This is a genomic window from Streptomyces sp. NPDC094448, from assembly GCF_044763775.1.
Taxonomy (GTDB): Bacteria; Actinomycetota; Actinomycetes; order Streptomycetales; family Streptomycetaceae; genus Streptomyces.
In genome coordinates, this window is record NZ_JBIWGU010000011.1 from 218,292 (window position 1) to 245,095 (window position 26,804).

The following is a 26,804-nucleotide window of genomic DNA, read 5'->3' on the forward strand; positions in this document are numbered from 1 at the left end:
ACAATTCACTCGTTCGGCGGTAGGAAAAATGGGGGCGCTCAGGGTTGAGGAGGGGCGGATGGTGATCAGGCGGGCGCCGGGCGGTAAATGACCCAGAAGGACTCGCAGGGGTCGTTGTCGGCCAGCGACTTCAGCGCCTCGTTCTCGTTCTTGTCGACGGTCAGGCCCCAGCGGAGCTTGGTCGCCACCCAGTCCTTGGCGTAGCGGCACAGGGCGCTGTCGGCCGGTGGATGCCACTGGTTGATGTTCTGGTCGCCGCGCTCGCGGGCGGTCCTGGCCAGTACCACGTTCAGACTGCCGTTCGCGCCCTGGTCGTTGGCGTACGCCTCGCGCCGCTCGGCCGTCCAGTTCCGCGCGCCGGAGCCCCAGGCCTCGGCGAGCGGTACGGCGTGGAGGACCGCGAGGTCCCGCAGCGAGGTCGTGGACTGGTTGTCGTAGTACGAGTGCCAGCGGCCGCCGCTCAGGGCGCAGCCCGCGGAGGTGTCGGGCGCTTCCAGGGCCTCGGAGAGCAGGACTTCCCGCCGGGTGTCGCAGTGGTCCGCGGGGTCGAGGCCCGCGTTCCAGTGGGGGAAGGCGGAGGGGGTGTAGCCGGTCCGGTCCTCGTCCGCCTCGACGAGGAGGGAGATGGCGTCCTCCAGTTGGTACATCTCGTACGACGAAGCGGGTGCCGTGGGTGCGGCGCCGGCCTGGCCGCCGGCGAGCGGGGCCAGTACGAGCATCAGGGCGAGGGCCGGCGGGGCGGCGGAGGTGCGGCGGATGCGGTTCTTCCGGTGAGGGGTCATGCCACGTTGATAGCGGTGCCGGGGGGTGTCCGGCGTGCGGGGCGGGGCCCCGCCCACCCGTCCGGGCGTACCGTCCCGGGCGGGGCGGGGGCGGTGCGTCCGGACAGGTGCCCGAGCGCCGTACGTACGTCGCAGCCGACGGCGTGGGTACGGCGCACGCGGCGAGGTGCACGGACGCGTACGGGAGTACGGGTACGGGTGTACGGCAGCCGCGGCCGTACACCCGTACCCTCCTGCTGTGCGTCCCCGTCCGTCGGCAGGATCCCGGCGTGCGGAGACCGTGCCGTGTGCCCTGTGCCCTGTGCCCTGTGCCTTATGCCGTAGGACTCACGGCCGGGCCGGTCACGGCAGTCCGGCGTGCAGCGCGTTCATCAGGGTGCCGGTCGGGGTGTCACCGGACATCTCCCAGACCATCCCGCCGAGCAGCCCCTTGGACTTGATCCACTCGGCCTTCTTCCCGATGGACCAGGCGTCGTCGAAGCTCCACCAGGTACCGCCGGGACCGGTGTATCCGTAGGTCGAGATCGACTGGGTGTCGTGGTAGACGGTCATATTCGGATAGCTGGTGATCATGTTCTGGTAGCCGCGGATTCCCGCTTCTTCCACGAACTGTCCCGGCGCCGCGCCGTTCGCGGTCTGCCATTCGCCGTTGACGCCCGGTGCGCCCGCCGCCACGTCCTTCCAGCCGCGGCCGTAGAACGGGAAGCCGACGGTCAGCTTCCGCGGATGGACCCCGGCGTCGAGATAGGTCTGGACGGCCTTCTCGATGCTGAAGTCGAAGGGGTACGGGTCCTGGGCGTCCCGGTGGAGGTTCGCCTGGTGTCCGGTGCGGTTGGGCTCCCACGAGTTGTCGCTGCCGGCGCCGTGGAAGTCGTACCCCTGGACGTTTGCGAAGTCGAGGTAGTCGAAGATCTTCGTCAGATCCCAGCCGGCCGCGATCTTCGCCGGATCGGCCGGGGTGAAGGCGGTCAGCAGCTTGTGCTCGCCGCCGAGTGCGTCGAGCTGCCTGCGGAACTCGGCGAGCAGCGCGGTCAGGTTGTCCTTGTCCTGCGGACCCCAGCGGTTGCCCGCGTGTCCTTCGGCGCCCGGCCACTCCCAGTCGATGTCGATGCCGTCGAAGACCCCGAGGCCGGTGCCGGGGCCGCCCGCGCCGTTGTAGACCGGCAGATTGCCCTTGATCCAGATGTCGACGCAGGAGCGGACGAACTTCTCGCGCGAGGCCGGGGTGGCCGCCGCGTCGGAGAAGAACTTGGAGAAGGTCCAGCCGCCCAGCGAGACGACGAACTTGAGGTGCGGATGCTTGGCCTTCAGCTTTTTGATCTGGTTGAAGTTGCCGCGGAGCTTGCCCCAGCCGTCGTCGGCGACGCCGTCGACGGACTGGGCGGCGGAGAAGGGCCGTCCGTAGTCGGCGTCGGCGTCACCGGCGCCGGTGCCCTCGTCGGGGTCCTGCGGATTGCCGGAGATGCCCTTGGTGACCCCGGCCTGGCAGGTCAGATTGACCGGGTCGATGTTCTCGAAGGCGTAGTTGACGACATCGAGCTTGGCCGCGGCGCCGGAGGTGTCCAGGTTCTTGACGAAGTACTGGCGCCCGTAGAGGCCCCACTGGATGAAGTAGCCGACCTTGTAGTAGTTGCCGGGACCGGCGACGTCGTCGGTCGTGACGGGGAGGGAGTTGGAGGCGGCGGACGAGTTGTCGGCGGTATCGCGCGCCTTGACGGTGAAGGTGTAGGCGGTCGCGGGCGACAGCCCGGTGACGGTGGCCGTCAGGGTGGTCACGGTCTTGACCAGGATCTGACCGCGGTAGACGTCGTAGGCGGCGACGGCGACGTTGTCCGTCGACGCGTTCCACGCCAGGCTCACCGTGGACGCGGTCTTCGCGGTGGTGCGCAGATTCCCCGGCGCGCTGGGCGGCACCGGGTCGGTCGCCGGGTCGACCGTCCGGACGACGAGCGGTGGGCTTCCCGGGCCGACATTGCCGCGGGTGTCTTTGGGCCGCACGGTGAAGGTGTACTCCGTGGCCGGTTGCAGCCCGGTGACGGTGGCGTCGGTGGTGGCCGAGTTCGCCACCAGGACGCCGTTGCCGTAGACGTCGTACGAGGCCACCGGATAGTCGCCGGCCTGTGAGGCGGGCCAGGTGAGGGCGGCGGTACGGGCGGTGATCGCGGTGGCGCGCGGTACGCCCGGGGCGGTCGGCGGTACGTCGGGGGTGCCGTCGCACTTGTCGCCGTTGACCGTGCAGCCGGTGGGCGTGCCGACGGGGCCGTTGCCGATGAACCAGTAGCTCCAGGGGTTGCTGGTGCCGCCGGCCGGGATCGTTCCGTTGTAGTGGGCGTTCTTCACCGTGACGCGGTTGCCGCTGACGGTGGCGTCGCCGTGGTAGTGACCGGTGACGGTGACCCCGGCGGGGAGGTCGAACTGGAGCGTCCAGCCGTTGACGGCCGCGGTGCCGCTGTTGCGGATGGTGTAGATGCCGCGCCACCAGGAGCCGTTGTTCTCGGTGGTGAAGGTGGCCGTCAGGGTTCCGGCGGCCTGCGCGGGCGAGGCGTTCAGCCCGGTGAGACCGGCGAGCGGGAGGAGCAGCGCGGCGGCGAAGGCCGCGATGCGGTTGCGGAGGGTGCGGTGGGGGCGCTTGGTTCTGCGGGGGTGTTCGTGAAGGTGTTGGTGGGGGGGTTGGTGGGGGGATCTGCGGATGTTCTTGAACATGGCTCTCCCTGGGGTAAGGGGTGCGTGGCCGTGCTCAGGACGATCAACCTCCCAAGCTACTTGGTCTGGACCAGTGCGGAAGGTGCCCGGGAGGGGCGGCTTTCCGCCACTGTCGGCATCCCGCCGCGGACGGGTAGGCGCGGCGCCAAGTGGTCTGTACCTTTCCGTGCGTACGGGCCCGGGGTCCGGGGCGCTCATGGCACGGGGCGCGGCGCCGCCGCGGGCGCCGCCGGTCGGTGCACGAGGTGGGGAGGGGGCGGGATGGCGGGGGACGTCGGTGCCGAGGTCGGTGCTGCTGGAGCCACGGCCGGTGCCGGTGCCGGAGCTGGTGCCGGTGCTCCTCCGTACGGGCTGGGCCCGCTCGGTGTCCCCGCCGATGCGGAGGCGCTCTACCGTGCGGCGCTGGCCCGCCCCGGAGCGACGGTCGCCCAACTCGCCGCCGCCACCGGCTGGGACCCGGCCCGGGTCCGCCGCCGCGCCCTGGCGCTGGAGCGGTGGGGCCTGCTGGTCCGGCTCCCCGGCCGCCCGGCCAGGTTCGGCCCGGCCCCGCCCGGTCCGGCCCTGGAGGCGCTGGCCCTGCGGCGCCGGGAGGAGATCGAGCGCGCCCGGCTGGTCGCGGCGGCCCTGGCGGACGGGTTCCGCTCCGGGGGCCGGCCCGTGGTGGAGACCTTCGGCGGCGGCCCGGAGGCGGTGGACCGGTTCGCGTCGCGCCTCCAGGCCTCGGCCCGGCGGGAGGTGCTGGTGCTCGGGGCCCCGCCGCTGCCCGCCGCCGCCGCGCCCGGGGCCCGGCGGCGCGCGGTCTACGACCACGCCTGGCTGGACTCGCCGGAGCGGCTGGCCGCCGCCCGGGACGCCGCGGCAGGGCTGGGGGAGCGGAGCCGGGTGCTGGCGGAGGTGCCGATGGTGCTGCTCGCGGTGGACCGTACGACAGCGCTGGTACGGGACGGTGCGACGGCGCTCGTGCTGCGCCCCTCGGCGCTGCTGGACGGGGTGCTGGCACTCGGCGAACTGCTCTGGGAACGGGCCGTACCCCTGGTACCGCCCGCCGCCGGTGCGCACGGACTCTCCGACGAAGACGGCCGGTTGCTGGCACTCTCCGCGTCCGGCCTGACGGACCGGGCCATCGCCCGCCGGCTGGGGGTCGCCCAGCGCACGGTGGAACGCCGGATGCGGCGGATCATGAACGCCTTGGGCGCGCGGACCCGGTTCCAGGCGGGGCTGCGGGCGGCGGAGCTGACCCGGGGAACGGGACCGCCGGGGGATCCCCGGGGCGCTCAGCGGGAGACGTGGACCGGGGCCGGGTCTCCGCGGGCGGCGTCGACAGGGCGCCCGCAGTGAACGCATGTCTCGCTGCGGCGTTCAGTTCCCACCGGCCGCCCCGTCGGCTCATGAGTCAGTACTCCCCGGACTTGTCGGCCCCAGTGGTGGAGACCGGTTCCCCGGCAACCGGTCCGGCGGGAGCCGAGACGAGTCCCCGGCCGTCGCCACGGTCGCCGCCGCAGTCCGGCCGCATTGTGGGCATCACCCGGGAGCGGTCCAGGGAGTGCAGTCCCCAGGCGCTGAGCGCCGTACGGACCAGTCCGCGGGCGACTGCGGCACTCTCCGGTGCACGGGGGAGGGTTTCCGGCTAGCCGGGGTGGCCGGTGGGGGTGGCCGAGAGCCGTGTCCACCCGGGGGCGGGAGGTCCCACCGACATGCGCCGCCCCTCCGCCGAACCTATGGTCGACCTATGGGAGACGAACGGGGCTTCCGCCTCACCGACCGCGCTCCCGAGCGGTACGAGCGGTACGCCGCACCCGTCATGGCGCCTTTCGTCGCCGCCCTTCTGGACGCGGTCGCACTCGCGCCCGGACAGGCGCTGCTCGATATCGCCTGCGGGACCGGTTTCACCGCCAGGACCGCCGCCGGGCGGACCGCGGGCAGCGGCACCCGGATCGTCGGGGTCGACCTGGTGCCCGGGATGCTGGACACCGCCGCGGCGCGTGCCGCCGCCGAGGGCGTTGTCATCGAGTGGCAGGAAGCGGACGCCGTCGACCTTCCGTACGCGGGCGGCACCTTCGACGCCGTCGTCTGCCAGCAGGGCATGCAGTTCTTCCCCGACCCGCCCGCGGTTGTCGCGGAGGCGGTCCGGGTCGTCCGCCCGGGCGGCGGGCTGATCGCCGCCACGGTCTGGGCGCCGATGGACCGCTCGCCCTTCTTCGCCGCCCAGCAGCGCGCATTCGAGGAGTTCGGCGGCCCCGGGATCACCGACTGGTACGCCTCCGCCTTCAGCGGCGGCGCCGCCGAATCGACCGGCCTGCTGCGGGACGCGGGGCTTGCCGCCATCACCGCGCACGAGGTCATCGCCGATGTCGCCCTGCCGCCGCTGACCGCCTTCGTTCCCGGCTTTATGAGCGCGACCCCCTGGGGGCAGGCCTTCGCCGAGGCCCGTCCCGACAACCTCGACCGGGCCGCGGACCGGGTCCGCGAACTGCTCGCACCCTGGACGACGGGGGACGGTTCGGCCCAGGTGGAGTTTGTGTCGTACCTGGTCACAGGGGTACGGCAGAACTGATCCGGCCCGTTCGGCAGGCCCCGGCAGCCGTAGCAGCCTCAGCAGCCGTAACGGCGGTAACGGCGGTAACGGCTGTGACAGCCGTAGGAACAGCCGTAGGAAGAGCCCGCACCCTGCCCCCATGAGGTCCTTCACACCGCCTTGAATACCCCCCGGGGTAATTTGGTACGGTCGTAGATATACCCCGGGGGGTAATTGGACGCGAAAGGATCACCAGTGTTCTTCATCGACACCCTCGACGTGCCCGGGCTCGGCAACCGCGGCTATCTCGCGGGCGGCGCCCGTACCGCCGTCGTCGTCGATCCGCCCCGGGACATCGACCGGGTCCTCGGCGCGGCCGCCCGGCGAGGCGTCCGTATCGCCCATGTCGTCGAGACGCACGTCCACAACGACTATGTGACCGGCGGTCTCGAACTGGCCCGGCTCACCGGCGCCGACTACCACCTACCGGCCGGGGCCCGGGTCTCGTACCCCCGGGTGCCCGTCGCCGACGGCGACCGTACGGACATCGACACGGACCTCGTCCTGCGCGCCGTCGCCACCCCCGGGCACACCCCGCACCACACCGCTTACGTCCTGGAGGAGACCGGCACACCGGTCGCCGCGTTCACCGGCGGATCGCTGCTGATCGGTACCGTCGGCCGTCCCGACCTGGTCGAACCGCGCCTCACCGAGGACCTCGCCCGCGCCCAGCACGCGTCCGTGCACCGGCTCGCCGGTGAGCTGCCCGACTCCGCCGCCGTACTGCCCACCCACGGGTTCGGCAGCTTCTGCTCCTCGGGGCCGGGTGCCGCCGGGGCCGCAGGCAGCACCATCGGCGCCGAGCGGCGCGGCAACGGCGCCCTGCTCCAGGACGCCGACACCTTCGTCGCCGGACTCCTCGCCTCCCTGGGCGACATCCCCGCCTACTACGTGCATATGGGCCCGCTGAACGCCCGCGGCCCGGCGCCCGTCGACCTCACCCCGCCCGCCGTCGCGGACGCCGCGGAGCTGGCGGCCCGGCTGGCGGAAGGGGAGTGGGTGGTCGATCTGCGCAGCCGTACCGCTTATGCGGCGGGCCATGTCGCCGGGACGGTCAATGTCGAGGCGGGCGGGCAGCTCGCGACCCATCTGGCCTGGCTGGTGCCGTGGGGCAGGCCGGTCACCCTGCTCGCGGAGACCCCCGGGCAGCTCGCCGAGGCCCAGCGGGAGCTGGTCCGGGTCGGCATCGACCGGCCCGCGGCCGCGGCGACCGGGGACGTCGGCGACTGGCTGCGCGACGGTGACACCGCCCGCTCCTTCCGCCGGGCGGCCTTCGCCGATCTGGCGGCCGCGGCCGGTGACGCATCGGTGGCCGGTGATGCATCGGTGGCCGGTGATGCATCGGCGGGTCCGCTCGTCGTGGTCGACGTGCGCCGGGAATCGGAGCGTGCGGACCAGGGGTGGATCGCGGGCTCCGTCCCCGTACCGCTGCACGAACTGCGATCACGACTGTCCGAGATACCCCCGGGGACCGTCTGGGTGCACTGCGCGGGCGGTCTGCGGGCCGCGATCGGCGCATCGCTGCTGGATGCGGCGGGGCGGGAGGTCGTGGCCGTGGACGACGCGTTCGCCGCGGCGGAGGCGGCGGGCCTGGTGGTGACGGGTACCGGCGGCGACGGTGTCTCCCGTACGAGCGACACGGGCGGCGGCGTCTCCCGTACGAGTGGCACCCGCGGTGTCTCCCGTACGGGCGCGGACGGCGGGATTCTCCGTACGGGCGCGGACGGCGGCACTCTCCGTACGGGCGCGGACGGCGGCACTTCCTGTACGTCCACCCCGGGCATATGAGCGGCGCCGTGCTGCTCGCGCTCGCCGCGGGCGCCGTCGTCGGGATCGCCCTGGGCGCCCTCGGCGGGGGCGGCAGCGTGCTCGCCGTCCCCGCGCTGATCTACCTCCTGGACTTCGACGCCGCCGCCGCGACGACCGCGAGCCTGGTGATCGTCGCGCTCACCTCCGCCACCGCGCTGTACGCGCACGCTCGCGACGGACAGGTCCGCTGGCGTACGGGTGCGCTCGTCGCGGCGGCCGGGGTGGTGCCCGCGGTCCTCGGGGGCGCGGCGGCGGCAGAACTGCCCGACGCCGTGCTGACCGGCGCGTTCGCGGTGATCGCGGCCGTGGTGGCGGCGGGGATGCTGCGGTCGGAGGGCGAGCCGGTCGAACGGGTCCGCGGTCCGGGTGCCACGGCCGGGACGGGCGCCGGGCTCGGCGCGCTGACCGGGGTGCTGGGCGTGGGCGGCGGCTTCCTCGTCGTACCGGCGCTGATCAGGACCATCGGCCTCGGCATGCGGGCGGCCGTCGGCACCGGACTGCTCGTCATCACCGTCAACTCCATCGCCGCCCTGGCGACCCGCTCAGGCACCGCACAGGGGCTGGAGTGGGGTCTGATAGCCCCCTTCGCGGGTGCGGCGGTGCTGGGCGCGTGGGACGGCAAACGCCTCGCCGACCGGGTCGGCTCAGGTGCGCTCCGGACGGCCTTCGCCTGGTCACTGGCCGCGGTGGCGGCCGTGATGGCGGCGGACGCGGTGGGGGTGGTGTGACCCCCGGGTCGCGCCGGCCGGGCTTTCAGGTCGCTGCCCGTGCCGCGCTCAGGCCAGCGACAGGAAGAGCTTCTCCAGTTTGGCGCGCATCTGCTCCGGGGTCTCCCGGCCGCCGGTCCGGCCGGTGCCGTCCTGACCGTCCCGGCCGTCCTGACCGTCCTGATCGGTCCGTCCGCTCCGGCCGTCCTGCTCCATCTCGGCCAGGCACTGCTGGAGCCCCGAGGCGATGATCGCGAACCCGGCCCGGTCCAGGGCCCGGGACGCGGCGGCGAGCTGGGTCACGACCTCCTCGCAGTCCCGGCCCTCTTCGATCATCCTGATCACCCCGGTGATCTGACCCTGTGCCCGGCGCAGACGGTTGAGCACGGCCTTCATCTCGGCGGCCGCCAGATCCAACTCCACGACATCCACTCCTCTCCTGGTACCACCCCGGGCGTTCATATACCCCTGGGGGTAATTTACTCCCTCTGCCCTCCGAAGGAGGCATCACCGATGCACCGCAGCAGCCCGACCCCCGACCTCCACGACCCCGACCAGGTCAGCGCCCGGATCAGTGCGCTGACCGTGATCGACGTCCGGACCCCCGGCGAGTACGCGTCCGGTCATCTCCCGGGCGCCGTCAATATCCCGCTCGACCAGGTGCGACGGGCGGTCCCGGAGATCGCCGGGGCGGCCGGGCGCGGGGAGGTGCTGATCGTCTGCGCCTCGGGCGCCCGGTCGGGCAGCGCCTGCGAACTGCTGGCCGGACGCGGGGTCCGGGCGGCGAGCCTGAGCGGCGGTACGCAGGCGTGGGCCGGGCGCGGATACCCCCTGGAGCGTCCGGGCGACGGTACGGCGCCGGGCGCGTGCGCCGTCCCCAGGGGCACCTGGGCCATGGAGCGCCAGGTCCGCTTCACGGCGGGCGCCCTCGTCCTGCTGGGCACGGTTCTCGGGGCGGCCCTGCATCCGGCGTGGCTGCTGCTGTCCGGCGGGATCGCGGCCGGGCTGGTGTTCTCGGCCCTGACCAACACCTGCGGAATGGCCGCCGTGCTGGCGAAGCTGCCGCACAACCGGCCCGCCCGAGCCGACCTCGACGCGGCGCTGGAGCGGCTGCGGGCGGGTGGCAACCGGTAGCCGTAGCGGGTAGCCGGTACGAGGGCGGGGATCCGGAAGCCGGAAGCCGGTACGAGGGCGGGGCGGGGCGGCTCGACAGGCCGACCCGCCCCCCGTATCCGTAACCGCTACCCCCCCAGCCGCACCGCGATCCCGTCGATCACACACGCCAGCCCCTGGTCGAACGCCGAACCGCGGGTGCTCTCCACCTCCTGCGCGCCGTCGGCCAGGATCGCGTACCGCTTCCGCAGCCGGGGGAACTGCTCCGCAGCCGCCACCATCGCGGGCCGTACGCCCGCCGCCCACTCCTCCTCGGTCCGGCCGCTGCGCGCCAGGGTCGTCAGATAGGCCGCCTCGGTCAGCGCGGTGCCCAGGACGAATGCGATGAGCGTGCTGCTGTAGGTGTCGGCCGCCTCGACGTCGTCGCAGCCCGCGGCCTCGAAGATGCCGAGCACCCGGTCGGAGAGCCGCATCATGTTCGGCCCCAGATAGGACATCCCGACCTCGCCCAGCACCGAGGCCATCCACGGATGCCGCAGGATCGCGTCCCGGAAGCTGTGCGCGAGCCGCTCCAGCGCCGGGCGCCAGTCGTCCGGCCCGGCCGGCTCGGGAACGTCGATCTCGCCGAAGACCTCGTCGACGACGAGTTCGATCAGCTCCTCCTTGTTCGCGACATGCGAGTACATGGAGGTGGCGCCCGCCTTCAGCCGGGCGCCCAGTTTGCGCATGCTCAGCGCCTCGATGCCGTCGCTGTCCAGCAGGGCGAGCGCCTCGGCGACGATCTGGTCCCTGCTCAGCGCGGGCTGCTCGCGCCTGCGGCGCGGGGGGCGGGTCCAGACGGAGGGGAACCCCTCGTCCGCCGTCTGCCCCGCCGCCTTCGCCGCGCCCGCGGGCGTGTCCGTGCGCTCCTCGACCGCCATGTCTCCGGCTCCTCTCGCCTTCCCGAGCGTGTCCCGAGCGTGTCCCGTGCCCGTTCTCCGCCTCACCCTAGCGCAGGCTCCGCACGCCGTACGCCCTTGCGCACAGTGTTCGGTCTCCGTACAGTGTTCGACAGAGCGCACGCCGTACGGCGGAGCGTGGACGACGCCGTACGAACTTTCGGAGGGGAAGACCATGGAGTGGGAGCCTCAGCACGAGCCCGGGGCGGCCGGACACGCGGACGGGCAGCAGGTTCGGGACCGGGGCGGCCGGCCCCCGGTCCGTGATCCGCGGCGCTGGTGGATCCTGGTCGTGCTCTGCCTGAGCACCCTCGTGCTCGTGATCGACAACATGGTGCTGACCGTCGCCGTCCCCGCGATCACCGACGATCTGGACGCGAGCACCACCGACGTCCAGTGGATCATCGAGTCGTACATCCTGGTCTTCGCCGGACTGCTGCTCACCGCCGGAAGCCTCTCCGACCGCTTCGGCCGCCGGAAGGTGATGATCCTGGGCCTGGCGCTCTTCGGCGCCGCCTCACTCGTCGCGACCTACGCGGGCAGCCCCGAAACACTGATCGCCGCCCGGGTTCTGATGGGCGTCGGCGGTGCGCTGGTGATGCCGAGCACGCTCTCCATCCTGATCACCGTCTTCGACGAGGACGAGCGCCCCAAGGCGATCGCCGCCTGGTCCGCGGTCGCGATGGTCGGCCTGGTCGGCGGCCCGGTCCTCGGCGGCGCGCTGATCGCCGACTTCTGGTGGGGTGCCGTCTTCCTGATCAACGTGCCGATCGCCGCGCTCGCCATCGGCGCCGCCCTGCTGCTGATGCCCGAGTCCAAGGGCCCGTGGCGCAAGCCCGACATCCCCGGGATGCTGCTGTCGATGACCGGTATGACCGCGCTGGTCTGGACGATCATCGAGGCGCCGAAGACCGGCCTGGGCGACCCCCTCACGCTGACCGCCGCCATCGCCGCCGCCGTCTCCCTCGTCGTCTTCGCCGTCTGGGAGTCGCGGACCGACGCGCCGATGGTCCCGGTCGAGCTGTTCCGCAACAAGGTCTTCACCGGTGCCAGCTTCTCCCTGGTCCTGCTGACCTTCGCCAACGGCGGTCTGATGCTGGTGCTCACCCAGTACCTCCAGTTCGTCGTCGGCTACAGCGCCACCGAGACCGGACTCGCCTTCGCGCCGATGGCCCTCGCCGTGATCGCCTTCAACACCGTCGGCGCCGCCCTGCTCCCCAGGACCGGCAACCGCGTCATGGCCGTCACCGGACTCCTCACCATCGCCGCCGGGTTCGGCGTCCTGGCCACCCTCTCCGCGGGCGACGGCTGGGGCCTGCTGTCGGTGGCCATGCTGCTGATGGGGGCCGGCGGCGGACTGGCGATGCCCGCGGCGATCGCCGCGCTGATGGGCGCCGTGCCCGAGGAGCACGCCGGGGTCGGCTCCGCGCTCAACGACACCATCCAGCAGGCGGGCGCGGCGCTCGGGGTCGCGATCCTCGGCGCGGTGCTCTCCGGGACGTACCGGAACGAACTGCCGGGCGACGCCCCGGAGACCGCGAAGGAGTCGGTGGCGGTGGCACTGAAGCTCCCCGGTCTGGCGGGCGCCGCGCGGGACGCCTTCACCCAGGCGATGTCGAACAGCTTCGTGGCGGGCGGTATCGGGGTGGTGGCGGCCGCGGTCCTGGCCGCGGTGCTGCTCCAGGGCCGGGAGCCCGCCAAGGCCGGGCCGGACGCCCCGGAGCCGTCCGCCCCGGAGCCGTCCGCTGCCGGGCCGGAGCAGACGGTCGCGCACTGACCGTACGGAGGTACGGAGGTACGGAGGTACGGGACGCGGGGCCGCTCAGGACGAGCGGCCCCCGACGCGTGCCTCCGGACCTTCCCGTGTACCTCCGGACCCTCCCGCGCGCCCGCGCACCCCTGGACCCTCCCGCGCACCCCCGGCCCTTCCCGCGCACCCCGCCAAAATCCCGTCCCGCGTCGCCCGGACGACGCTCCTCAGTCCAGATTCCGCTCCAGCACCGCGAGATAGCTGTCGATGAAGTGGTCGCGCACCCCGTCGGCCGCCGGGGCCAGCGCATCCGCCGTCAGCCCCCGCGCCCGGTCCACGGCCGTCCCGAGCAGCGGCATCGACGTGTGCAGTCGCCCCTTCGCGTCGAAGTAGCGGACCGTGCCGGTATGCGAGTACGCGGGCTCCGGCGGCAGCTGCGGAACGATGTCGTTGTTGTTGACGAAGCGGAACACCTGATCGGGGAAGCCCTTGTTCACGGCGGCGGCCAGGATCCGGTCGCAGGTCCGCGGCTGGCCGTAGGTGTAGACCCCGTCCGCCCGCAGCCGCGGCTCCTCCAGATACATCCGGCAGCCCGCGAGCATCGCCAGCGCCCCGCCCAGACTGTGCCCGGTGAACCACACCGTCTGCCCGTTGTCGCGGAGTTCGGCGATCGTGTCCCTGACCCCGGGATACACGGAGTCGAGGGCCTCGGCGAAGCCGTAGTGCATATAGCCGGTACGGGCCGGGCCCGGCCACGGCGGGGTGCTCGCGTCCGACAGCCAGTCCCGGATCTGCGCGGGCTCGGTGCCGCGGAAGGCGGTCACGATCATCCGCTCCCCGGCCAGCGTGTACGCCTGGGCGTCCTCCAGGGCGAACGGCGGCTCGAAGAGCGACTCGTGGTGCCGTACCCGGTCGAATCCCCACTCCCGCGCCTGCCGCAGAACGTCGCCCTGGTTCGCGTACGCAAGCTTCGATGCACGGGCCAACCAGTAGGCGTGCGGCAGGCTGTAGCCGGTGGCGTGCTGGTCGGGCAAGGACGGTACGGGCACGGTCGTCTTCCTCTCTCCGGCGCGGCGCGGCGCTGTGCTTGTGCTGTGCAGTGTCGTGGTCCGGGCTGCCGGACGGGGCGGCGGCGGCGTCCCCCGGGCCGCTCCCGTACTCAACCCGTACCGGCCCGTCCGCGGGCCGCTCGCCACGCGACGCCCCGCCCCACCGTCCCCCGCCCGGCCTACGGAACGGGCCCGCACGCACCGGCCCTCACCGGGCGGACGGCACTACCGCGCGGGCACCGCTTAGAGTTTTTGCATGGGTACGGGGACGGGGTGGGGGAACGGCGACGACGGTGTCCCGGACGGCTACGGCCCGCCGGCGTACCACGGCAACCCCTTCGCGCCCCCCGGCTCCCGCCCGGCCGCCCGGCCCCCGGGGCCGTACGGCCCCCCGGCACCGTCCGTACCCCCCGCCCGCTGGCAGGCCCCCAGCCCTGTCGAACGGCAGCTGTACGAGGCCAAGACCCGCGGCGACTGGTCCGCCTACTTCGACGTGCTCGGCCGGAACTGGCTCTACACGGCCCAGCGCCGGGCCTTCCTCGACACCCACCCCGGCGAAGTCCAGTTCCTGCCGCATTTCTCCCCGCAGGTCGGCGGCGTGTGCCTGACCGTCCTCACCGAAGGCGTACTCCCCGCGCCCGTCGCGGACCCCGTCTACGCCTCGGCATCCCTGTCCTGGTACGCGGACGCCTGGGACCGGACCGATCCGCCGTGGCTGGCGGTCAACCCCGGTACGCCTTCCGAGGCTTACTTCCTCACCACCCCCGAACACCGTGCCCGGTGGAAGCACCACACCGCCGCCGTGATCCGCCCCGGACTGCGGCTGCGCGCCCTCCACGTCGGCGGCGCCCTGCACGGCACGGTCGCGCACGGCCTCGCTTGCGGCGCCCTGCTCTCCGTCAACAACGGCGAACTGTGGAACGCCCTCGGCTACCACGGCCGCGGCTACCGGCGCGAACGCACCCGGCTCCAGGAGTGGTGGGACATCACCACGCCCGAGGAGTGGCGTGACACGCTCGAACGGCTGCTCTCCGCGGAAATGGTCAGCCCGGTCTGGGAGTTCGCGCTCCGGGTCCGCCGCGGTCTCGCCCTCGACTTCGGCGGCGCCGTCGAACCGGACCACTGGCGGACCGTCGCCGAACGGGTCGTCCGCCGGAACGCGGAGCGCGCCGCCGAGCCCCGGATCACCCCCGAAGGCGTCACGCCGGGCACCCCCGCCGACGAGGGCGAGGTGTCCGCACAGGCCGCCGGGGTACGGCGGCTGATCGGCCGGATCGCCCGCTACGAGGCCCGGTTCCGCGCCGACGGCCTGCTGGAGGAGGGCCGGTTCATCCGCACCCTGGAGGCCTGGGACTACGGCCGGGCCTCCGGAATGGCCCGCTGGGGCCTCGCCGCCCGCTTCGGCACCCTCGCGGAGACCGAGGCGGCGGTGGTCCGGGCGGGCGGTGCGGCCCGCGCGAACTACCGTTCCTGGGAGGATTTCTCCGCCGCGTACATCCTCGGCCGCTGTCTCCACTTCGACGAGGAGGAGTTCGGCGACTGGTACGAGAACGCACTCGCCTGCCACCGGATCCTGACGACGGATCCCGCGAGCCCCTGGCTGAACATCCCCTGGAAGTAGCCGCGCCTCCCCCCCCTCCTTCCCTTCCTCCCTCCTTCCCTTCCTCCCTTCCTCCCTTTTACGCTTCCCCGTTACGCCTCCGCCGCCTTCACCCGACCTTCCCGTACGGCTCCGACCAGTGCCGCGTGGTCCTTCTCGTTCTGGTCGGCGTACACCTCGGCGAACTCCGAGACGGCCGCGTCGAAGACGTCCCCGCCGCCCAGATAGGCGGCGATCGCGATCCGGTCACCGGAGCGGGCGTGCGCCCTGGCCAGGGTGGCGCCGCAGAGTTCGGCGAAGAGCCGCATGCCCTTGGGCACCATCGCCTGCGGTACGACGATCCCCTTCCAGTCGTGCAACTGCCGGATGTAGAAGTCGCGGTACGGCACGTCGACGTCCGTGACCCGGTCCCATCCCAGGAACACGTCCCCGACGGCCTGCATCAGCCGCTGGCCCGCGACGACCCGCTGCCCCTGGTTCTCGTACCTGCTCTGTCCGGTGTACGGCTCCAGCACCGAGCGGTCGGCCTCCTTCGCCTGGAGGATCAGCGGATCGGTGTCGTCCCGGCCGAGCAGCAGCAGGATCCAGCAGCGGGTGCCGACGCTGCCGACGCCGACGACCTTGCGGGCGATGTCCGCGATCCGGTACTGGGAGAGCAGATGCCGCCGCTCCATGGAGAGGCTGCGGCCGTAGTGGCCGACGAGGGTGTGCAGTTCACCGACCAGCCGGTCGAGTTCGGCCCCCTGGAGGAGCTGGTCGACCGGTACCACCAGCGGCGGATCGGCGGCGAACAGGCGCCCGCCGTCGCGGATCTCGGTCAGCTTCTCGAAGGCCTTCATGCTGTCGCGGGTACGGGCCTTCGCCATCGCCTCGGCCAGCCTCAGCCGGCCGCGCTGGTCGAGCCGCTCGTCGGCGAGGGCCTGCACCTGCTCCATATCGCCCCGGTCGTACCAGACGTCCAGATGGCCCAGGCCCGCGTACGCCCGCATCCGCTGCCGGTAGACGCGGACGGCCGACCGGACGATCGCCATCCGCTCCTTCTTCGGCCAGTCGTTCTCACGGCCCGCGATGACCAGGCTGGTGGCGAGCCGTTTGACGTCCCACTCCCAGGGCCCGGGGTGGGTCTCGTCGAAGTCGTTGATATCGAAGACGAGCCGTCGCTCGGGGGAGCCGAGGAGCCGGAAGTTCATCATGTGGGCGTCGCCGCAGAGCTGGGCGGTGAGCCCGGACGCGGGCGTCGCGGCGGCCAGATCGGAGGCCATGATCGCGGCGGCGCCCCGGTAGAACCGGAACGGCGACTCGGTCATCCGCCCGTACCGTACGGGCACCAGCTCGGGCACCCGGGCCGCCGACTGGGTCTCGACGATGCCGACGGGGTCGGGCCGGCCGGGGGCGGGGTCGTACTCCGCGTGCGAGGAGCGGGATGCGGTCTTACGGGCCGCGCGGCCCCGCTCGGCGCGCTCTTGCGGGGTGGGGAGCGGGCGGGCGCCGTAACGGTCGCGCTCCCCGGTTCCATGCCGGGATCGTCGGTCAGCCATATGCCACGACACCTCCAGCCGGGCAGCGGCGGACGCAGCACCACCACCCACTCCATCCCATTCTCCCCTTCTGCCCCATCGGCTGCATGTTGCGTGACGTGCCCCACATGATCCATCCGGGTGCAACGAAGAGACCCCGCCGGAACGTGAACGCGATGACGCCTCCGCTCCTCCCCCTCCTCCCGCTCCCCTTCCTCCACCTCCTTCTCGTGCTTCTCCTCCTTCCTCCCCTTCCCCCCCTTCCCCTTCCTCTTCTTCTCCGGCCTGGAAGGAACTCATGAACGCTTCTCCGTCCCCTGCGCTCCCCGCCCTCCCCCGTCGGCTTCTCGCCTTCACCCGCCATCTGCTGGTCTTCGGCTGGATCCAGACCCGGGCCTGTGTCTTCGCCGCCGCGCTCTTCCTCGGCATGGCGGCGGCCGAGGCGCTCCCCGACGGCCTGCCGGTGTCCCGCTACGACCTGCTGCTCCTCTACGGCGTCGCGATCACGGCCCTGGGATACGCGATGCGCTGGGAGACGGGCCGGGAAATCGCGGTGGTGGCGGTCTGCCATCTGCTCGGGTTCGCGTTCGAGGTGGTGAAGGTGCAGGTGGGCTCGTGGACGTACCCCGAGGACGCGCTCACCAAGGTTGCCGGTGTCCCGCTGTACGGCGGTTTCATGTACGCGGCGGTGGGAAGTTACGTCTGCCGCTCATGGCGCCTGTTCGACCTGGAACTGTCCGGTTACCGCCCGCGCGCGACCGCCGTGCTCGCCGCCCTCGTCTACCTCAACTTCCTCAGCCACCACTGGCTGCCGGACGCTCGCTGGGTACTGGCCGGGCTGCTGCTCCTGGCCACGGGCGGAACCAGGGTCGCGTACACGGTCGGCACGATCCGCCTCCGGATGCCGCTCGCGCTCGCCTTCGTACTGATCGGCTTCTTCCTCTGGGTCGCCGAGAACCTGGCCACCTACCTCGGCGCCTGGTCCTACCCCCACCAGCTCGACACCTGGTCGCCGGTGCCGGTGACGAAATGGGCGTCGTGGGCGCTGCTGATCAGCGTGACCGTGGTGATCGCGCGCGGGGCCCGGGAGTTCCGCCGGAGTGGCTTCCGCCCTTGAGACGCAGGTCACATCCGCCTCTGTCACATCCGTGGGCGCCCGCCGGTCATAGGGATGTAGCCAACGACAACGGCAGAGGAGCCCGCGCCATGAACGCCCGACTGACCCTCTTCGGCAACCCGACCGCGAACAAGGTCATCAGGAGCCTCGCCTCGACCGGTGCAGTGGTCTCCGCCACCGGGCTTCCCGCGGCGACACAGGAGCTGGTGAAGATCCGCGCAAGCCAGATCAACGGCTGCGGCTTCTGCCTCGACATGCACAGCAAGGAAGCCGCGGCGGCGGGTGAGGACACGACGCGCCTGCACCTGGTCGCGGCCTGGCGGGAGGCGACGGTCTTCACCGACGCCGAGCGCGCCGCGCTGGAGCTGGCCGAGCAGGGCACCCGTATCGCCGACGCGTCCGGCGGAGTCACCGACGAGGCGTGGGCGGACGCCGCAAAGCACTACGACGAGGAGCAGCTCATCGCGCTGGTCTCCCTGATCGCCACGATCAACGCCTTCAACCGGCTGAATGTGATGACCCAGCAGCCCGGCGGGAGCTATCGGGTCGGCCAGTTCGCCTGACCTCTCCCGACCCGCGATCCGTGAAGGGCCCCACCGCGCCCGGTGGGGCCCTTCGGGGTCTCCGCGCCGGTCACCCCTCCGGATAGAAGACGAAGAGGGTGCAGCCGGCCGCCGTCTGCGGAATGTGCGAGGACCCGGCGGGCGCGTGGATGAAGGATCCGGCGGGATAGTCCCGGTACCCGTCGTTGAAGACCCCGGAGACCACGAAGACCTCCTCGGGACCGGGCTCGTGCACATCGACCCCTTCCCAGCAGGCCCCCGGATCCATCTCCACCACCTGCGCCGACGCTCCCCCTGCCAGAGGGGACGGATGCGGATACCGGGGAAGATCTCCCGCACGGGGGCGTCGTCGACGGCGGAGCAGACGTAGCCGGGCATGTTCTGTGCTGTCGTCATGGACTCAGCCCGACCGCCCGCCCGAGCCGTGCCGAGTGTCGGCAAAGACATCACTGGGTACTTTCCTGCCAGGGGCGCCGAGGGGTGCCGGCGCCCGCTTACGGGCACCCCATCCCGGAGCCTGAGCGCCCCCGCCGGAGCCATCGTCTTGAGGCCCCACTCGCAACCGTCCTGGCCGCGGAAGGTTTGACTTCACTTCAGCGTGCTGCCGCTCTGCGCGGTCGGCTGGGCCGGGGCCAGAGTGGGGCGGAGACAGGAGCGGCGGGCCCGGGCAGGACAGTCCCCAAACCTGCGCCCTGCTCGTATACTCGTGCATACAAGTTCCACCGTGCTGGTAGGCCGCATGTGCAGCGGGTTCGGGCTAGACGAGTTTCACGCCGTCGTGGGCGCGGACGGCTGGTGGCGATGTCGCGTCCAGGGCGTCGAGCACCCGGATCGCGTACGCCTCGTCGGCGAGTTCGGTGATCTCTTCGCGGGTGGCCCAGCGCAGTGCGCGGGTCTCGCTTCCGGTGGTGGGCGTGCCGTCCGCGGCCTGGCAGCGGAAGACGAGGGAGATGATCAGGCCCGTCATGTTCTTGTAGACGCCGGTGAGGGTCGCGGGAAGTGCGATCTTCAGGCCGGTTTCTTCGAGAACCTCGCGCTGGAGCGCGTCCGGGATGGTTTCCTCGCGTTCGAGGACCCCGCCCGGGGGCTCCCACTTGCCGTTGTCGCGCCGCTGGATGAGGAGGGCCCGGCCCTGTTCGTCCACGACGACCCCGGCGACGCTCACGGAGTGCGGACGGTCAGTGCTCACGTTCCTCGGCCCTCTCGGCTGGCTAGGCTCACCACCGTAGCAACAACACTCGCCCACTCGTCTAGATACCTAAAGGAGTACGCATGACCTCGCTTCCGACCGGCATCATCGGTGATCTCGACCCCACGAGCGATCGCGCGGTCTTCCGGCAGATCGCGGACCAGCTTCGCGAAGCCATCGACCGCGGCCGGTTCCGGGAGGGGGAGAAGCTGCCCTCCGAAGCCGAACTGGTCGAGCATTACGGCGTCTCCCGGATGACCGTCCGCAACTCCTTCTCCGTTCTCCAGGGCGAGGGCCTGGTCCATGCCGAACACGGCAAGGGCGTGTTCGTCCGGCCCCGGCCGCCCGTGCGCCGACTCGCCTCCGACCGCTTCGCCCGCCGCCACCGCAACCAGGGCAAGTCCGCGTTCCTCGTCGAAGCCGACGTGGCCGGCGGGCACCCCCAGGTGGACAGCCTGGAGGTCAAGGAGGAGAAGGCCGGCCAGGACATCTCCGCGCGGCTCGGTTCCGTGCGCCGCGTCCTCGCCCGGCACCGCCGCTACCTCCTCGACGGCCGCCCGGTCGAGTTCGCGACCTCGTACCTCCCCCTCGACATCGCCCGCGGTACGCAGATTGCCGAGCCCAACCCCGGCCCCGGCGGCATCTACGCCCGCCTCGAAGAACTCGGCCACCGGCTCGACCGCTTCGAGGAGGAGATCCGCGCCCGGATGCCCTCCCCCACGGAGGTGAAGACGCTCCGGCTGGCGTCCGGCGTGCCCGTGTTCCATCTGATCCGGACCGCGTACGACACCGAGGGCCGGGCCGTCGAAGTCTGCGACACCGTCATGGCGGCGGACGCATACGTCCTCAACTACCAGCTTCCGGCGACCTGATGGCCTGACCAGACCAGCGGTGAACGGTGATGCGCGGGCCCCCTCTCCGAACTCGCACCTCCCCACAGGCATACTCGTGTAGACGAGTGAGCAAATTGTGTGCCAAGGTGATCGTCCGCACCTCCGGACTTGCAGGCGCGCGACGGTTCTTGCCTAGACGAGTAGTTGGGGAGGTGGATTGATGCACACCATCCGCGTGGAGACCTCGGCGGCGACGATCCTGCGGACCGAGGCTCCCGAGCCCAAGGTTTGCGACCGGAAGACGGGCGAGATCGCCAAGGACGCCGTCAGCTCGGCAGTCTTGCCCGCCAACTCCCCGGATATAGAAGTACCCTTATATAAAACTTACTCCTGGTTCCTGCCCTGCTGCTCGCGGCGGCCGTGCTGCTGATCCTCGGCGTCCCCGATGCCGTGGTCGACGCGATCATGGGATGGGGGTCCGGGGCGCGGCCCGGATGCGGGTCCGGGGCATGCGGGTCGCCGGGGCGGTGCTGCGGAAGGTGGCCGGGCAGGCCGGCGGGGTGCTCCGGGGGCCGACCGAAGGCGGCTGAGACGGAAGCTGCGACGTCAGTGCCCGGTGAGGCGCTGGCGGAGGATGCGAGATTCGAACTCATGAGGGGTTGCTCCCAACACGCTTTCCATATGTTCGTACGGTGGTCCGGGTGGGTTCACGCCTGTCCTGACCTGCGGTGGAGCTTTCGGAGGGGCCTCGTCCGGACTGGTGCGGACGGCGGCGAATGAGACCTGGATCCGGCCCCGGTCACCCGCTGGCACGGCCGGGCTCCTGGGTGGTGAAGCCGGACAGTATCTCCCGCTGACGACTGTTTTCAGCCGCCGCCCAGAGGCCCCGCCGCTGTCTCGTTCGGCACCGTCTAACCTGCCGAGCATGATTCGTGCTGTGGTGTTCGACGTCGGTGAGTGCCTGGTGGACGAGACCAGGGAGTACGGGACCTGGGCGGACTGGCTGGGGGTGCCCCGTCATACTTTCGCGGCCATGTTCGGCGCGGTCATCGCGCAGGGGCGCGACTATCGCGAGACGTTCCAGGAGTTCCAGCCCGGATTCGACCTCGCCGAGCAGCGGGAGAAGCGCGCGGCGGCCGGGAAGCCGGAGTGGTTTGGAGAAGACGATCTCTACCCGGATGTACGGCCGACGCTCGCGGCGCTTCGGGACGCCGGGTTGTGGGTGGGCATCGCGGGAAACCAGACCGTACGGGCCGGCGGCCTGCTGCGCGGGCTGGAGCTGCCCTCCGACCTGATCGCCACCAGTGACGACTGGGGAGCGTCCAAGCCTGACGTGGAGTTCTTCGAGCGGGTGATCGACGCCACGCCTGCCGAGCCGGCCGAGATCCTGTACGTCGGTGACCGGCTCGACAACGACATCCGCCCGGCCGTACAGGCGGGGCTCCTGACAGCCCTCATCCGGCGCGGCCCTTGGGGCACGATCCAACAGCGCGATCCGGACGCCGACGCGATCACGACAATGCGGATCGACTCACTGGCGGAGCTGCCGGAGAAGATCGCCAAGTTCAACGCTGGAGAGCGCTGACCGTGGTGCCCCAGTCGTAGAGATGGTCGTCGAGGTCCCGGACGCACGGCTCGTTCTGCCAGGGAGCGAGCATGCGCCGGACCTCACGCACGCGGTCCATGCCGGTGGCGTACCAGGTGAGCGCCAGCTGGTCGAGGGCTTGGATGGCATAGCGGCACGCCTCCACGGGCCTTCCGTCAAAGGCTTCGACCGCCGCGAGATCTCCGAGGACGATGGTGCTCTGTTTGGCGGATTCGGGTGGCAGCCTGTCGAGCACGTCGTGGAGCGTCTGCCGCGCCTGCGGTAGGTGCCCGGCCTTCAGCTGAGTGTTCCCTTTGAACGCGGACAGGCGCACAGGGCTGAACCAGTCCATCCACTCCGGGCTGGCGTGCTCGGCGCCCGCGGAGAGAGTGTCCTCCGCGCGGTGGATCAGTCTCAGCGCCGTGTGAGGGTTGCCGCAGCGGGTCTCGCACTCCGCTTCGACCGCGTCCAGCCACGCCCAGAACTCCGCCGACGCCGTTCCACGACGGGCGTACGTACGGGCCGCAGTCATCCGTTCGATCGCCCCCTCCTGATCGTCCGCCCATCCAGGGATGAAGGCCATATGGGCGAGGATGGCCGCTCCGAGCAGTGGATCGTCGGCTTCCCCTGCCGCCTGGAGGGCGCGGAGAAGGGTTTCGGAAGCCCGGTCCGGCTGCCGTAGATCGAAGAACTCGATGCGGCCGGCCAGCAGGTAGGACTCGGCCAGCGCCGCTGCGAGCGCCTGGCGGGCGGGGTTCGCCGTCTCCGGGAGGAGTGCGCACCCCAGACGAGTGTGTTCCAGCACTGACGGGTGCAGCACGGCAGGGGCAACGGACCAGTACAAGTGCCGGTGCGAGCGGGTGACGGCCCCGAAATCCCTGCCGACGGTGGCCGGCTGCTTCGCGGATATGCCCTCAAGAGGGACGGGGGCCAACCGCGCCCCAGGCTGCGACGCCCGCAGGGTGTTCCCGGTCGCTCTGCCGGGCTGGGGCCGTGCGCTGCCCCACGGCGGAGCGAATCCGAGGTCCTCCATGCTCTGGCCCAGAACATGGGTGAGAACCCGGTGCACATCTGGCTGTGGCCAGGGAGGAGTGGAGGACTCCCAGCGCCTGACCTGTCGGACGCCGACGGCCAGACCTCTGATACCGAGGGTCAGTGCCGTTTCGGTAATGGCGTCGGCCAGGGCTTGTTGGGAGTTGTATCCGGCGGACAGGCGAGCGGCCTTGAGCCTGGTGTTGCCTGTAGGGCGGGGCATGGTCTCCTCCGTGGCGAGCTCTCGTCCCAGCGTGCCATGCGATGTCCTCATGGCGGCGAACAACCTTCGCCGGGCATCAAGTAGGTCCTTTGGAAGTCCTTCTGATGACCGCTCAGAGTCCTCGAAGGGGGCTTTGGTCGATCGACATGATGTCACCGCGTCGCACTGAAGCCGTGTCGCAGCAAGGTGTCAGTGATCTTTGCGGCCGATGCCACGCACCGGCGCCCACCAAGGCGTCCAGTACCGGTTCCGTCCAGCTCGCAGCGAGCTGGTGGCCGTCCGACCCTGCATATCCAAGGGGTCGGTTCAGCTCATCCAGCACACAGAAGGGATCAGCCATGCCTCAAGCCAGGCGAGAGAAGAAGGATCACCTGATCTACGCGGACGTCGTGGACTCCAAGTCCAAGGCGGGCGTGTGGATGGGCGAGCGGGCCTCCTTCCAGGAGAAGCAGGGCCGCATCATCGAGGCCCTCAAGGAGCGGGCCGACTGGGTCGAGCTGAAGGACGCGATCATGGTTATCAGCGCCGACCCGGCCGGTATCACCGTCATCGCGCCGAACCCGACGCTGCCCGGCGTGATCGTCCTCGCCGATGGCGGCTCGCCGGCCACCTCCGCGAAGCTCCAGGCCGCCGCCGAGGAGACCGTCCGCGAGGTCATGGGCGAGCTCGGGATAGCCCAAGAGGAAGCGGCGGCCTGACCATCATGGCCGTCCCCCGGATGCTGTGGGGGAAGTACTTCCAGTACGAACGGGACGGGGAAGCGGTTCTCCTCGACCCGGTCGCGCTGGACAGTGTGTTCATCGACTCCGGCGAGGTCCACGACCTTGCCGGGGTCCCCCCGACCGAGACCCATGAAGCCCTCGCCGGGCTCGGCTTCACCCCTGGTGGCCCTGCTGCTGACCGGCGCGAAGCACTCCACGACCGTCTTCGACTCCTCGGCCTCGACCGCGCTCCCAGCCGTATCAGCGGCCTGCGCGTGGTCCTCACCGACCGCTGCAATATGGCCTGCACCTACTGCTTCGTTGATACGAACAGCGGCAAGCCGGACCTGACGAAGGAAGAGCTCTCGGAGGGGCTGGAGTTCCTGTTCGAGCAGAACGCCGGCCAGGAAGAGGTGTCCATCCAGTGGTTCGGCGGCGAGCCGACCATCCGCTTCGACCTCATGCGGTACGGCGACCAGCTCGCCGATTCCCTCGCCGCCCGCTACGACGTGGCCAGGGTGCGCCGCACCGTGGTCACCAACGGAGCCCGGCTGACCGAGGAAGCACTCGACCACTTCGTCGCGTACGAGTACGGAGTTGGCATCTCCATAGACGGGCCGCCGGGCATCAACTCCGCGCACCGGCTCCTCCTCGGCGGGCAGCCCGCGGACGACCGGATTCGCCGCAACGTCGCCCGGTTCATCAAGGCGGACGGGCTGCATGTGGGCTGCAACCTGACCCCGACCGCTGCGAACATCGGGCGCCTCGCCGAGACCGTCCGGTGGATCATCGACGACCTCGGGCTGAAGTTCATCTACGCCAACACGCCAATCCCGACCGCGGGCCGCTGGCAGGTTAACGGCACCAACCTTGCACGGGAGCTGTACGAGGCCCGCCAGGCCGCTCTGACGCGGGGCGGAATGCTGTTCTCCGTCCTGGACCGCGCCTTCCAGGCCCTCGACACGCGGCGGCCGATGCTGTTCGACCACATGCAGGGCGACCGCAGCCTGAACGCCGCCCTGCTGCCCGGCAACCGAGTCAGCCTGTGCGACATCAACTTCACCGAGCCGTCATTCCAGCACACCCTCGACGAGCTACGCGCCGATCCCGGACTCCTCGCCGGAGTGACGAAAAAGGTCGCCCCGATCCCCGAGTGCGGGAACTGCCCGGCGCTCGCCATCTGCGGCGGACCGTCCCGCAACGAACAGGCCCTCATCGGCGGCGGCACCCCGGACCCCGAGATGTGCGCCTTCTACACGAACACCGTGGAGATCGCCGTCTGGGACAACACGGGGGTGCAATGAGCGGCCACGTTCGTACCGCGCTGATCTCCACGGCCGGGCACTGCAAAGTGGCCTGCGGATTCTGCTTCCGTGCCGACCGGGCCCACGGCTTCCTCGACACTCCGACGTACACCCGCACCCTGTCCCGGCTGAAGGAGACGGGCGTGGACGGCGTGTGTCTGACCGGCGGCGAGCCGACCCACCATCCGCACCTCAGGCAGCTCGTACGACTGGCCCACCAGTTCGGCATGTCGGTGTCGATGGTCACCTCGGCCCGCACCGTGACCGACGTGATCGCCCTCTCGCACGTGGCTGATCTCCTGGCCAATGTGACCGTCTCCGCGGATTCCCGGGGCGCGATGCTGCTGGGACGCACCAGCCGCACGGCGGCAACGGGTATCGACACACTGCGTGCCACCAGCACCGGGACGAAGATCCTGCACGTCACCTGCTGGAACCTGATCGACAGCGAGTGCCGGGCCTTGGCCGGCCTCGTGACCGAGGCCGGGGTGGAGGTCCAGTTCAGCCCCGTCGTTCTCGACGAGCATGCCCTGCGCCGCGGCGGCATGGTGGTCCAGGAGTATCTGGCACGGCAGTGGCTCGACGCCGAGGTATTGGGACATTACTTCGACCTGTCCGATCGGTACCGGGGCTATCTCGATGAGCTGCGGGATCTTCAACTGCCGGCCGAGGGCGAGCGGCGGCAGTGCCGCTCGGCGACCGCGTATGTGTCCGCCGACGGCCTCATACGGCGCTGCCCCTACGGTCAGGCGTCGGTCAGCTTCCTCGCACCCCGTGCCGAGATCGGACGGTTCCTCACCGATCCGGCGCAGGACCGGGTGACCCCTGACTGCGCCGCCATCTGCCGCCCCTCCGTCACGCCCGACGACCGCGAAGCGCCGTGCAGCGTGCCCGCGTGAGCACGGGACCTGACTACCACGACTCCCTGGACCGACCGATGACGATCACGACACCCGAAGACTTCACCCAGAGGTGGCGACAGCCGCCGAACTTCCCGCTCGACCTCCGCTTCGACTACCTGTTTCTGCCCGCTGTCGACTTCCTCGACCATCTCCGGCGAGACGAGGAAGTCCGGTTCACGATCCTCGGGGACGAAGACTGGCAGGTACGGATGGACCGCACCGCCGCCTTCCATACCGCGCCGATCGAGGAGATCGTCACCTGGCCGTTCCGGCTGGTGCACTTCAACCTCAGCCGCTTCTACGGCGACCTCCTGCGCGGCTTCCAGGAAGACGTCATGATCCCCTGGCGCACCCATCTGTCCGCCCGGGGCTTTACCTGGCAGCGCCTGGCGCCGATTCTGTTCCTCTCCACCGAGGGCGCGTCCTCGACCTACCACAACGACAACTCACACGGCCTGGTCTGGCAGGTCCACGGCACCAAGTCCTTCCACAGCTACCTCAGCCCCGACAAACACCTGTCGGCCGAGGCGGCCGTCATCGGGGAGACCACCGCCGAGGAGCCGCCCGAGCATGATCGTGCTGACCGTCAGTCCATCACGATGCGGCCCGGTGACCAGCTGTGGAGTCACGTCCTGACGCCGCACTGGGTCACCACCGAGTCGGCGCTCGCCATGAGCGTCACCCTCTCCCACGGCGGGCTGTGCCACCGGGGCCACTTCTCCGAGCGGGAGCTGGCGCTGCGGTCCTACTGGGACAAGAACCCCGGCGAGGCATGGACGCATGATCTGCGCCATGTCCGCTACTGAGGCCGG

At 71.1% G+C, this 26,804-nt stretch carries 23 protein-coding genes and 1 pseudogene; 15 read left to right on the forward strand and 9 right to left on the reverse strand.

Going from position 1 to position 26,804, the window contains the following annotated elements; translation table 11 throughout:
* Positions 1-65 precede the first annotated feature (65 nt).
* On the reverse strand, positions 66-782 hold the full coding sequence (locus tag ACIQ9E_RS22660) for a DUF1524 domain-containing protein (RefSeq protein WP_403709701.1): 717 nt from the start codon (positions 780-782) through the stop codon (positions 66-68).
* Between the two features lie 342 nt (positions 783-1,124).
* Positions 1,125-3,485 carry a glycosyl hydrolase family 18 protein gene (locus ACIQ9E_RS22665; RefSeq protein ID WP_403709703.1) on the reverse strand — a complete coding sequence of 787 codons (2,361 nt, stop codon included), beginning with the start codon at positions 3,483-3,485 and terminating at the stop codon, positions 1,125-1,127.
* Positions 3,486-3,746: 261 nt separating this feature from the next.
* On the opposite strand from ACIQ9E_RS22665, the gene ACIQ9E_RS22670 reads away from it, so the two are divergent.
* The 4 genes from ACIQ9E_RS22670 (at position 3,747) to ACIQ9E_RS22685 (ending at position 8,597) form a co-directional block, all read left to right on the forward strand.
* Positions 3,747-4,823: a LuxR C-terminal-related transcriptional regulator gene (locus ACIQ9E_RS22670; RefSeq protein WP_403709705.1), complete on the forward strand. Its 1,077-nt coding sequence runs from the start codon at positions 3,747-3,749 to the stop codon at positions 4,821-4,823.
* 391 nt (positions 4,824-5,214) lie between these two features.
* Entirely contained in the window at positions 5,215-6,039 is an 825-nt protein-coding gene (locus ACIQ9E_RS22675; protein WP_403709707.1) for a class I SAM-dependent methyltransferase, read from the forward strand.
* 216 nt (positions 6,040-6,255) lie between these two features.
* Positions 6,256-7,848 carry a rhodanese-like domain-containing protein gene (locus ACIQ9E_RS22680; protein ID WP_403709709.1) on the forward strand — a complete coding sequence of 531 codons (1,593 nt, stop codon included), beginning with the start codon at positions 6,256-6,258 and terminating at the stop codon, positions 7,846-7,848.
* A complete protein-coding gene (locus tag ACIQ9E_RS22685) occupies positions 7,845-8,597 on the forward strand; it encodes a sulfite exporter TauE/SafE family protein (RefSeq protein ID WP_403709711.1) in 753 nt (250 codons plus the stop codon). Before ACIQ9E_RS22680 ends, ACIQ9E_RS22685 begins: the two co-directional genes overlap by 4 nt.
* Before the next feature lie 48 nt (positions 8,598-8,645).
* On the opposite strand, the gene ACIQ9E_RS22690 is transcribed toward ACIQ9E_RS22685, so the two are convergent.
* Positions 8,646-8,999, reverse strand: a complete 354-nt coding sequence (locus ACIQ9E_RS22690; protein WP_403709713.1) for a metal-sensitive transcriptional regulator — start codon at positions 8,997-8,999, stop codon at positions 8,646-8,648.
* 90 nt (positions 9,000-9,089) lie between these two features.
* Here ACIQ9E_RS22690 and ACIQ9E_RS22695 point away from each other — a divergent pair, with 90 nt between their 5' ends.
* Positions 9,090-9,710, forward strand: a complete 621-nt coding sequence (locus ACIQ9E_RS22695) for a rhodanese-like domain-containing protein (protein WP_403709715.1) — start codon at positions 9,090-9,092, stop codon at positions 9,708-9,710.
* Positions 9,711-9,817: 107 nt separating this feature from the next.
* Here ACIQ9E_RS22695 and ACIQ9E_RS22700 read toward each other — a convergent pair whose 3' ends face one another.
* Complete coding sequence (locus tag ACIQ9E_RS22700) at positions 9,818-10,609, reverse strand: TetR/AcrR family transcriptional regulator C-terminal domain-containing protein (protein ID WP_403709717.1); 792 nt, start codon at positions 10,607-10,609, stop codon at positions 9,818-9,820.
* A 193-nt stretch (positions 10,610-10,802) separates the two neighbouring features.
* Here ACIQ9E_RS22700 and ACIQ9E_RS22705 point away from each other — a divergent pair, with 193 nt between their 5' ends.
* Entirely contained in the window at positions 10,803-12,404 is a 1,602-nt protein-coding gene (locus ACIQ9E_RS22705; protein ID WP_403709719.1) for an MFS transporter, read from the forward strand.
* A 200-nt stretch (positions 12,405-12,604) separates the two neighbouring features.
* Here ACIQ9E_RS22705 and ACIQ9E_RS22710 read toward each other — a convergent pair whose 3' ends face one another.
* Positions 12,605-13,426: a lipase family protein gene (locus ACIQ9E_RS22710; RefSeq protein ID WP_403709721.1), complete on the reverse strand. Its 822-nt coding sequence runs from the start codon at positions 13,424-13,426 to the stop codon at positions 12,605-12,607.
* Positions 13,427-13,682: 256 nt separating this feature from the next.
* Here ACIQ9E_RS22710 and ACIQ9E_RS22715 point away from each other — a divergent pair, with 256 nt between their 5' ends.
* Positions 13,683-15,047 (forward strand): DUF1266 domain-containing protein, encoded by a 1,365-nt coding sequence (locus tag ACIQ9E_RS22715; protein ID WP_403709723.1) that lies wholly within the window; start codon positions 13,683-13,685, stop codon positions 15,045-15,047.
* Between the two features lie 71 nt (positions 15,048-15,118).
* Here ACIQ9E_RS22715 and ACIQ9E_RS22720 read toward each other — a convergent pair whose 3' ends face one another.
* Entirely contained in the window at positions 15,119-16,564 is a 1,446-nt protein-coding gene (locus ACIQ9E_RS22720; protein ID WP_403709725.1) for a DUF2252 domain-containing protein, read from the reverse strand.
* 277 nt (positions 16,565-16,841) lie between these two features.
* Between ACIQ9E_RS22720 and ACIQ9E_RS22725 the strand changes: the two genes are divergently transcribed.
* Entirely contained in the window at positions 16,842-17,660 is an 819-nt protein-coding gene (locus tag ACIQ9E_RS22725) for a DUF817 domain-containing protein (protein WP_403709727.1), read from the forward strand.
* An 89-nt stretch (positions 17,661-17,749) separates the two neighbouring features.
* Entirely contained in the window at positions 17,750-18,223 is a 474-nt protein-coding gene (locus tag ACIQ9E_RS22730) for a carboxymuconolactone decarboxylase family protein (protein WP_403709729.1), read from the forward strand.
* 70 nt (positions 18,224-18,293) lie between these two features.
* On the opposite strand, the pseudogene ACIQ9E_RS22735 reads toward ACIQ9E_RS22730, so the two are convergent.
* Together ACIQ9E_RS22735 and ACIQ9E_RS22740 are read right to left on the reverse strand one after the other, a co-directional pair.
* Positions 18,294-18,601: pseudogene (locus tag ACIQ9E_RS22735) on the reverse strand (cupin domain-containing protein).
* 379 nt (positions 18,602-18,980) lie between these two features.
* A complete protein-coding gene (locus ACIQ9E_RS22740) occupies positions 18,981-19,388 on the reverse strand; it encodes an NUDIX hydrolase (protein ID WP_403709865.1) in 408 nt (135 codons plus the stop codon).
* Positions 19,389-19,495: 107 nt separating this feature from the next.
* Here ACIQ9E_RS22740 and ACIQ9E_RS22745 point away from each other — a divergent pair, with 107 nt between their 5' ends.
* Both ACIQ9E_RS22745 and ACIQ9E_RS22750 read left to right on the forward strand, forming a co-directional pair.
* A complete protein-coding gene (locus tag ACIQ9E_RS22745; RefSeq protein ID WP_403709731.1) occupies positions 19,496-20,284 on the forward strand; it encodes a GntR family transcriptional regulator in 789 nt (262 codons plus the stop codon).
* An 886-nt stretch (positions 20,285-21,170) separates the two neighbouring features.
* Positions 21,171-21,830: an HAD family hydrolase gene (locus tag ACIQ9E_RS22750; RefSeq protein WP_403709733.1), complete on the forward strand. Its 660-nt coding sequence runs from the start codon at positions 21,171-21,173 to the stop codon at positions 21,828-21,830.
* Here ACIQ9E_RS22750 and ACIQ9E_RS22755 read toward each other — a convergent pair.
* Positions 21,811-23,085, reverse strand: coding sequence for a transcriptional regulator (locus ACIQ9E_RS22755; RefSeq protein WP_403709735.1), 1,275 nt, complete (start codon positions 23,083-23,085; stop codon positions 21,811-21,813). The two genes, ACIQ9E_RS22750 and ACIQ9E_RS22755, sit on opposite strands and share 20 nt — an antisense overlap.
* A 338-nt stretch (positions 23,086-23,423) precedes the next feature.
* Between ACIQ9E_RS22755 and ACIQ9E_RS22760 the strand changes: the two genes are divergently transcribed.
* Genes ACIQ9E_RS22760 through ACIQ9E_RS22775 form a run of 4 tightly spaced genes read left to right on the forward strand, consistent with a single transcriptional unit; the run spans position 23,424 to position 26,798 of the window.
* Positions 23,424-23,783 (forward strand): hypothetical protein, encoded by a 360-nt coding sequence (locus tag ACIQ9E_RS22760; protein ID WP_403709737.1) that lies wholly within the window; start codon positions 23,424-23,426, stop codon positions 23,781-23,783.
* Positions 23,784-23,788: 5 nt separating this feature from the next.
* Positions 23,789-25,090 (forward strand): radical SAM protein, encoded by a 1,302-nt coding sequence (locus tag ACIQ9E_RS22765; RefSeq protein WP_403709739.1) that lies wholly within the window; start codon positions 23,789-23,791, stop codon positions 25,088-25,090.
* Positions 25,087-25,989, forward strand: coding sequence for a radical SAM protein (locus ACIQ9E_RS22770; protein WP_403709741.1), 903 nt, complete (start codon positions 25,087-25,089; stop codon positions 25,987-25,989). Before ACIQ9E_RS22765 ends, ACIQ9E_RS22770 begins: the two co-directional genes overlap by 4 nt.
* Positions 25,986-26,798 (forward strand): hypothetical protein, encoded by an 813-nt coding sequence (locus ACIQ9E_RS22775; protein ID WP_403709743.1) that lies wholly within the window; start codon positions 25,986-25,988, stop codon positions 26,796-26,798. Before ACIQ9E_RS22770 ends, ACIQ9E_RS22775 begins: the two co-directional genes overlap by 4 nt.
* Positions 26,799-26,804 lie beyond the last annotated feature (6 nt).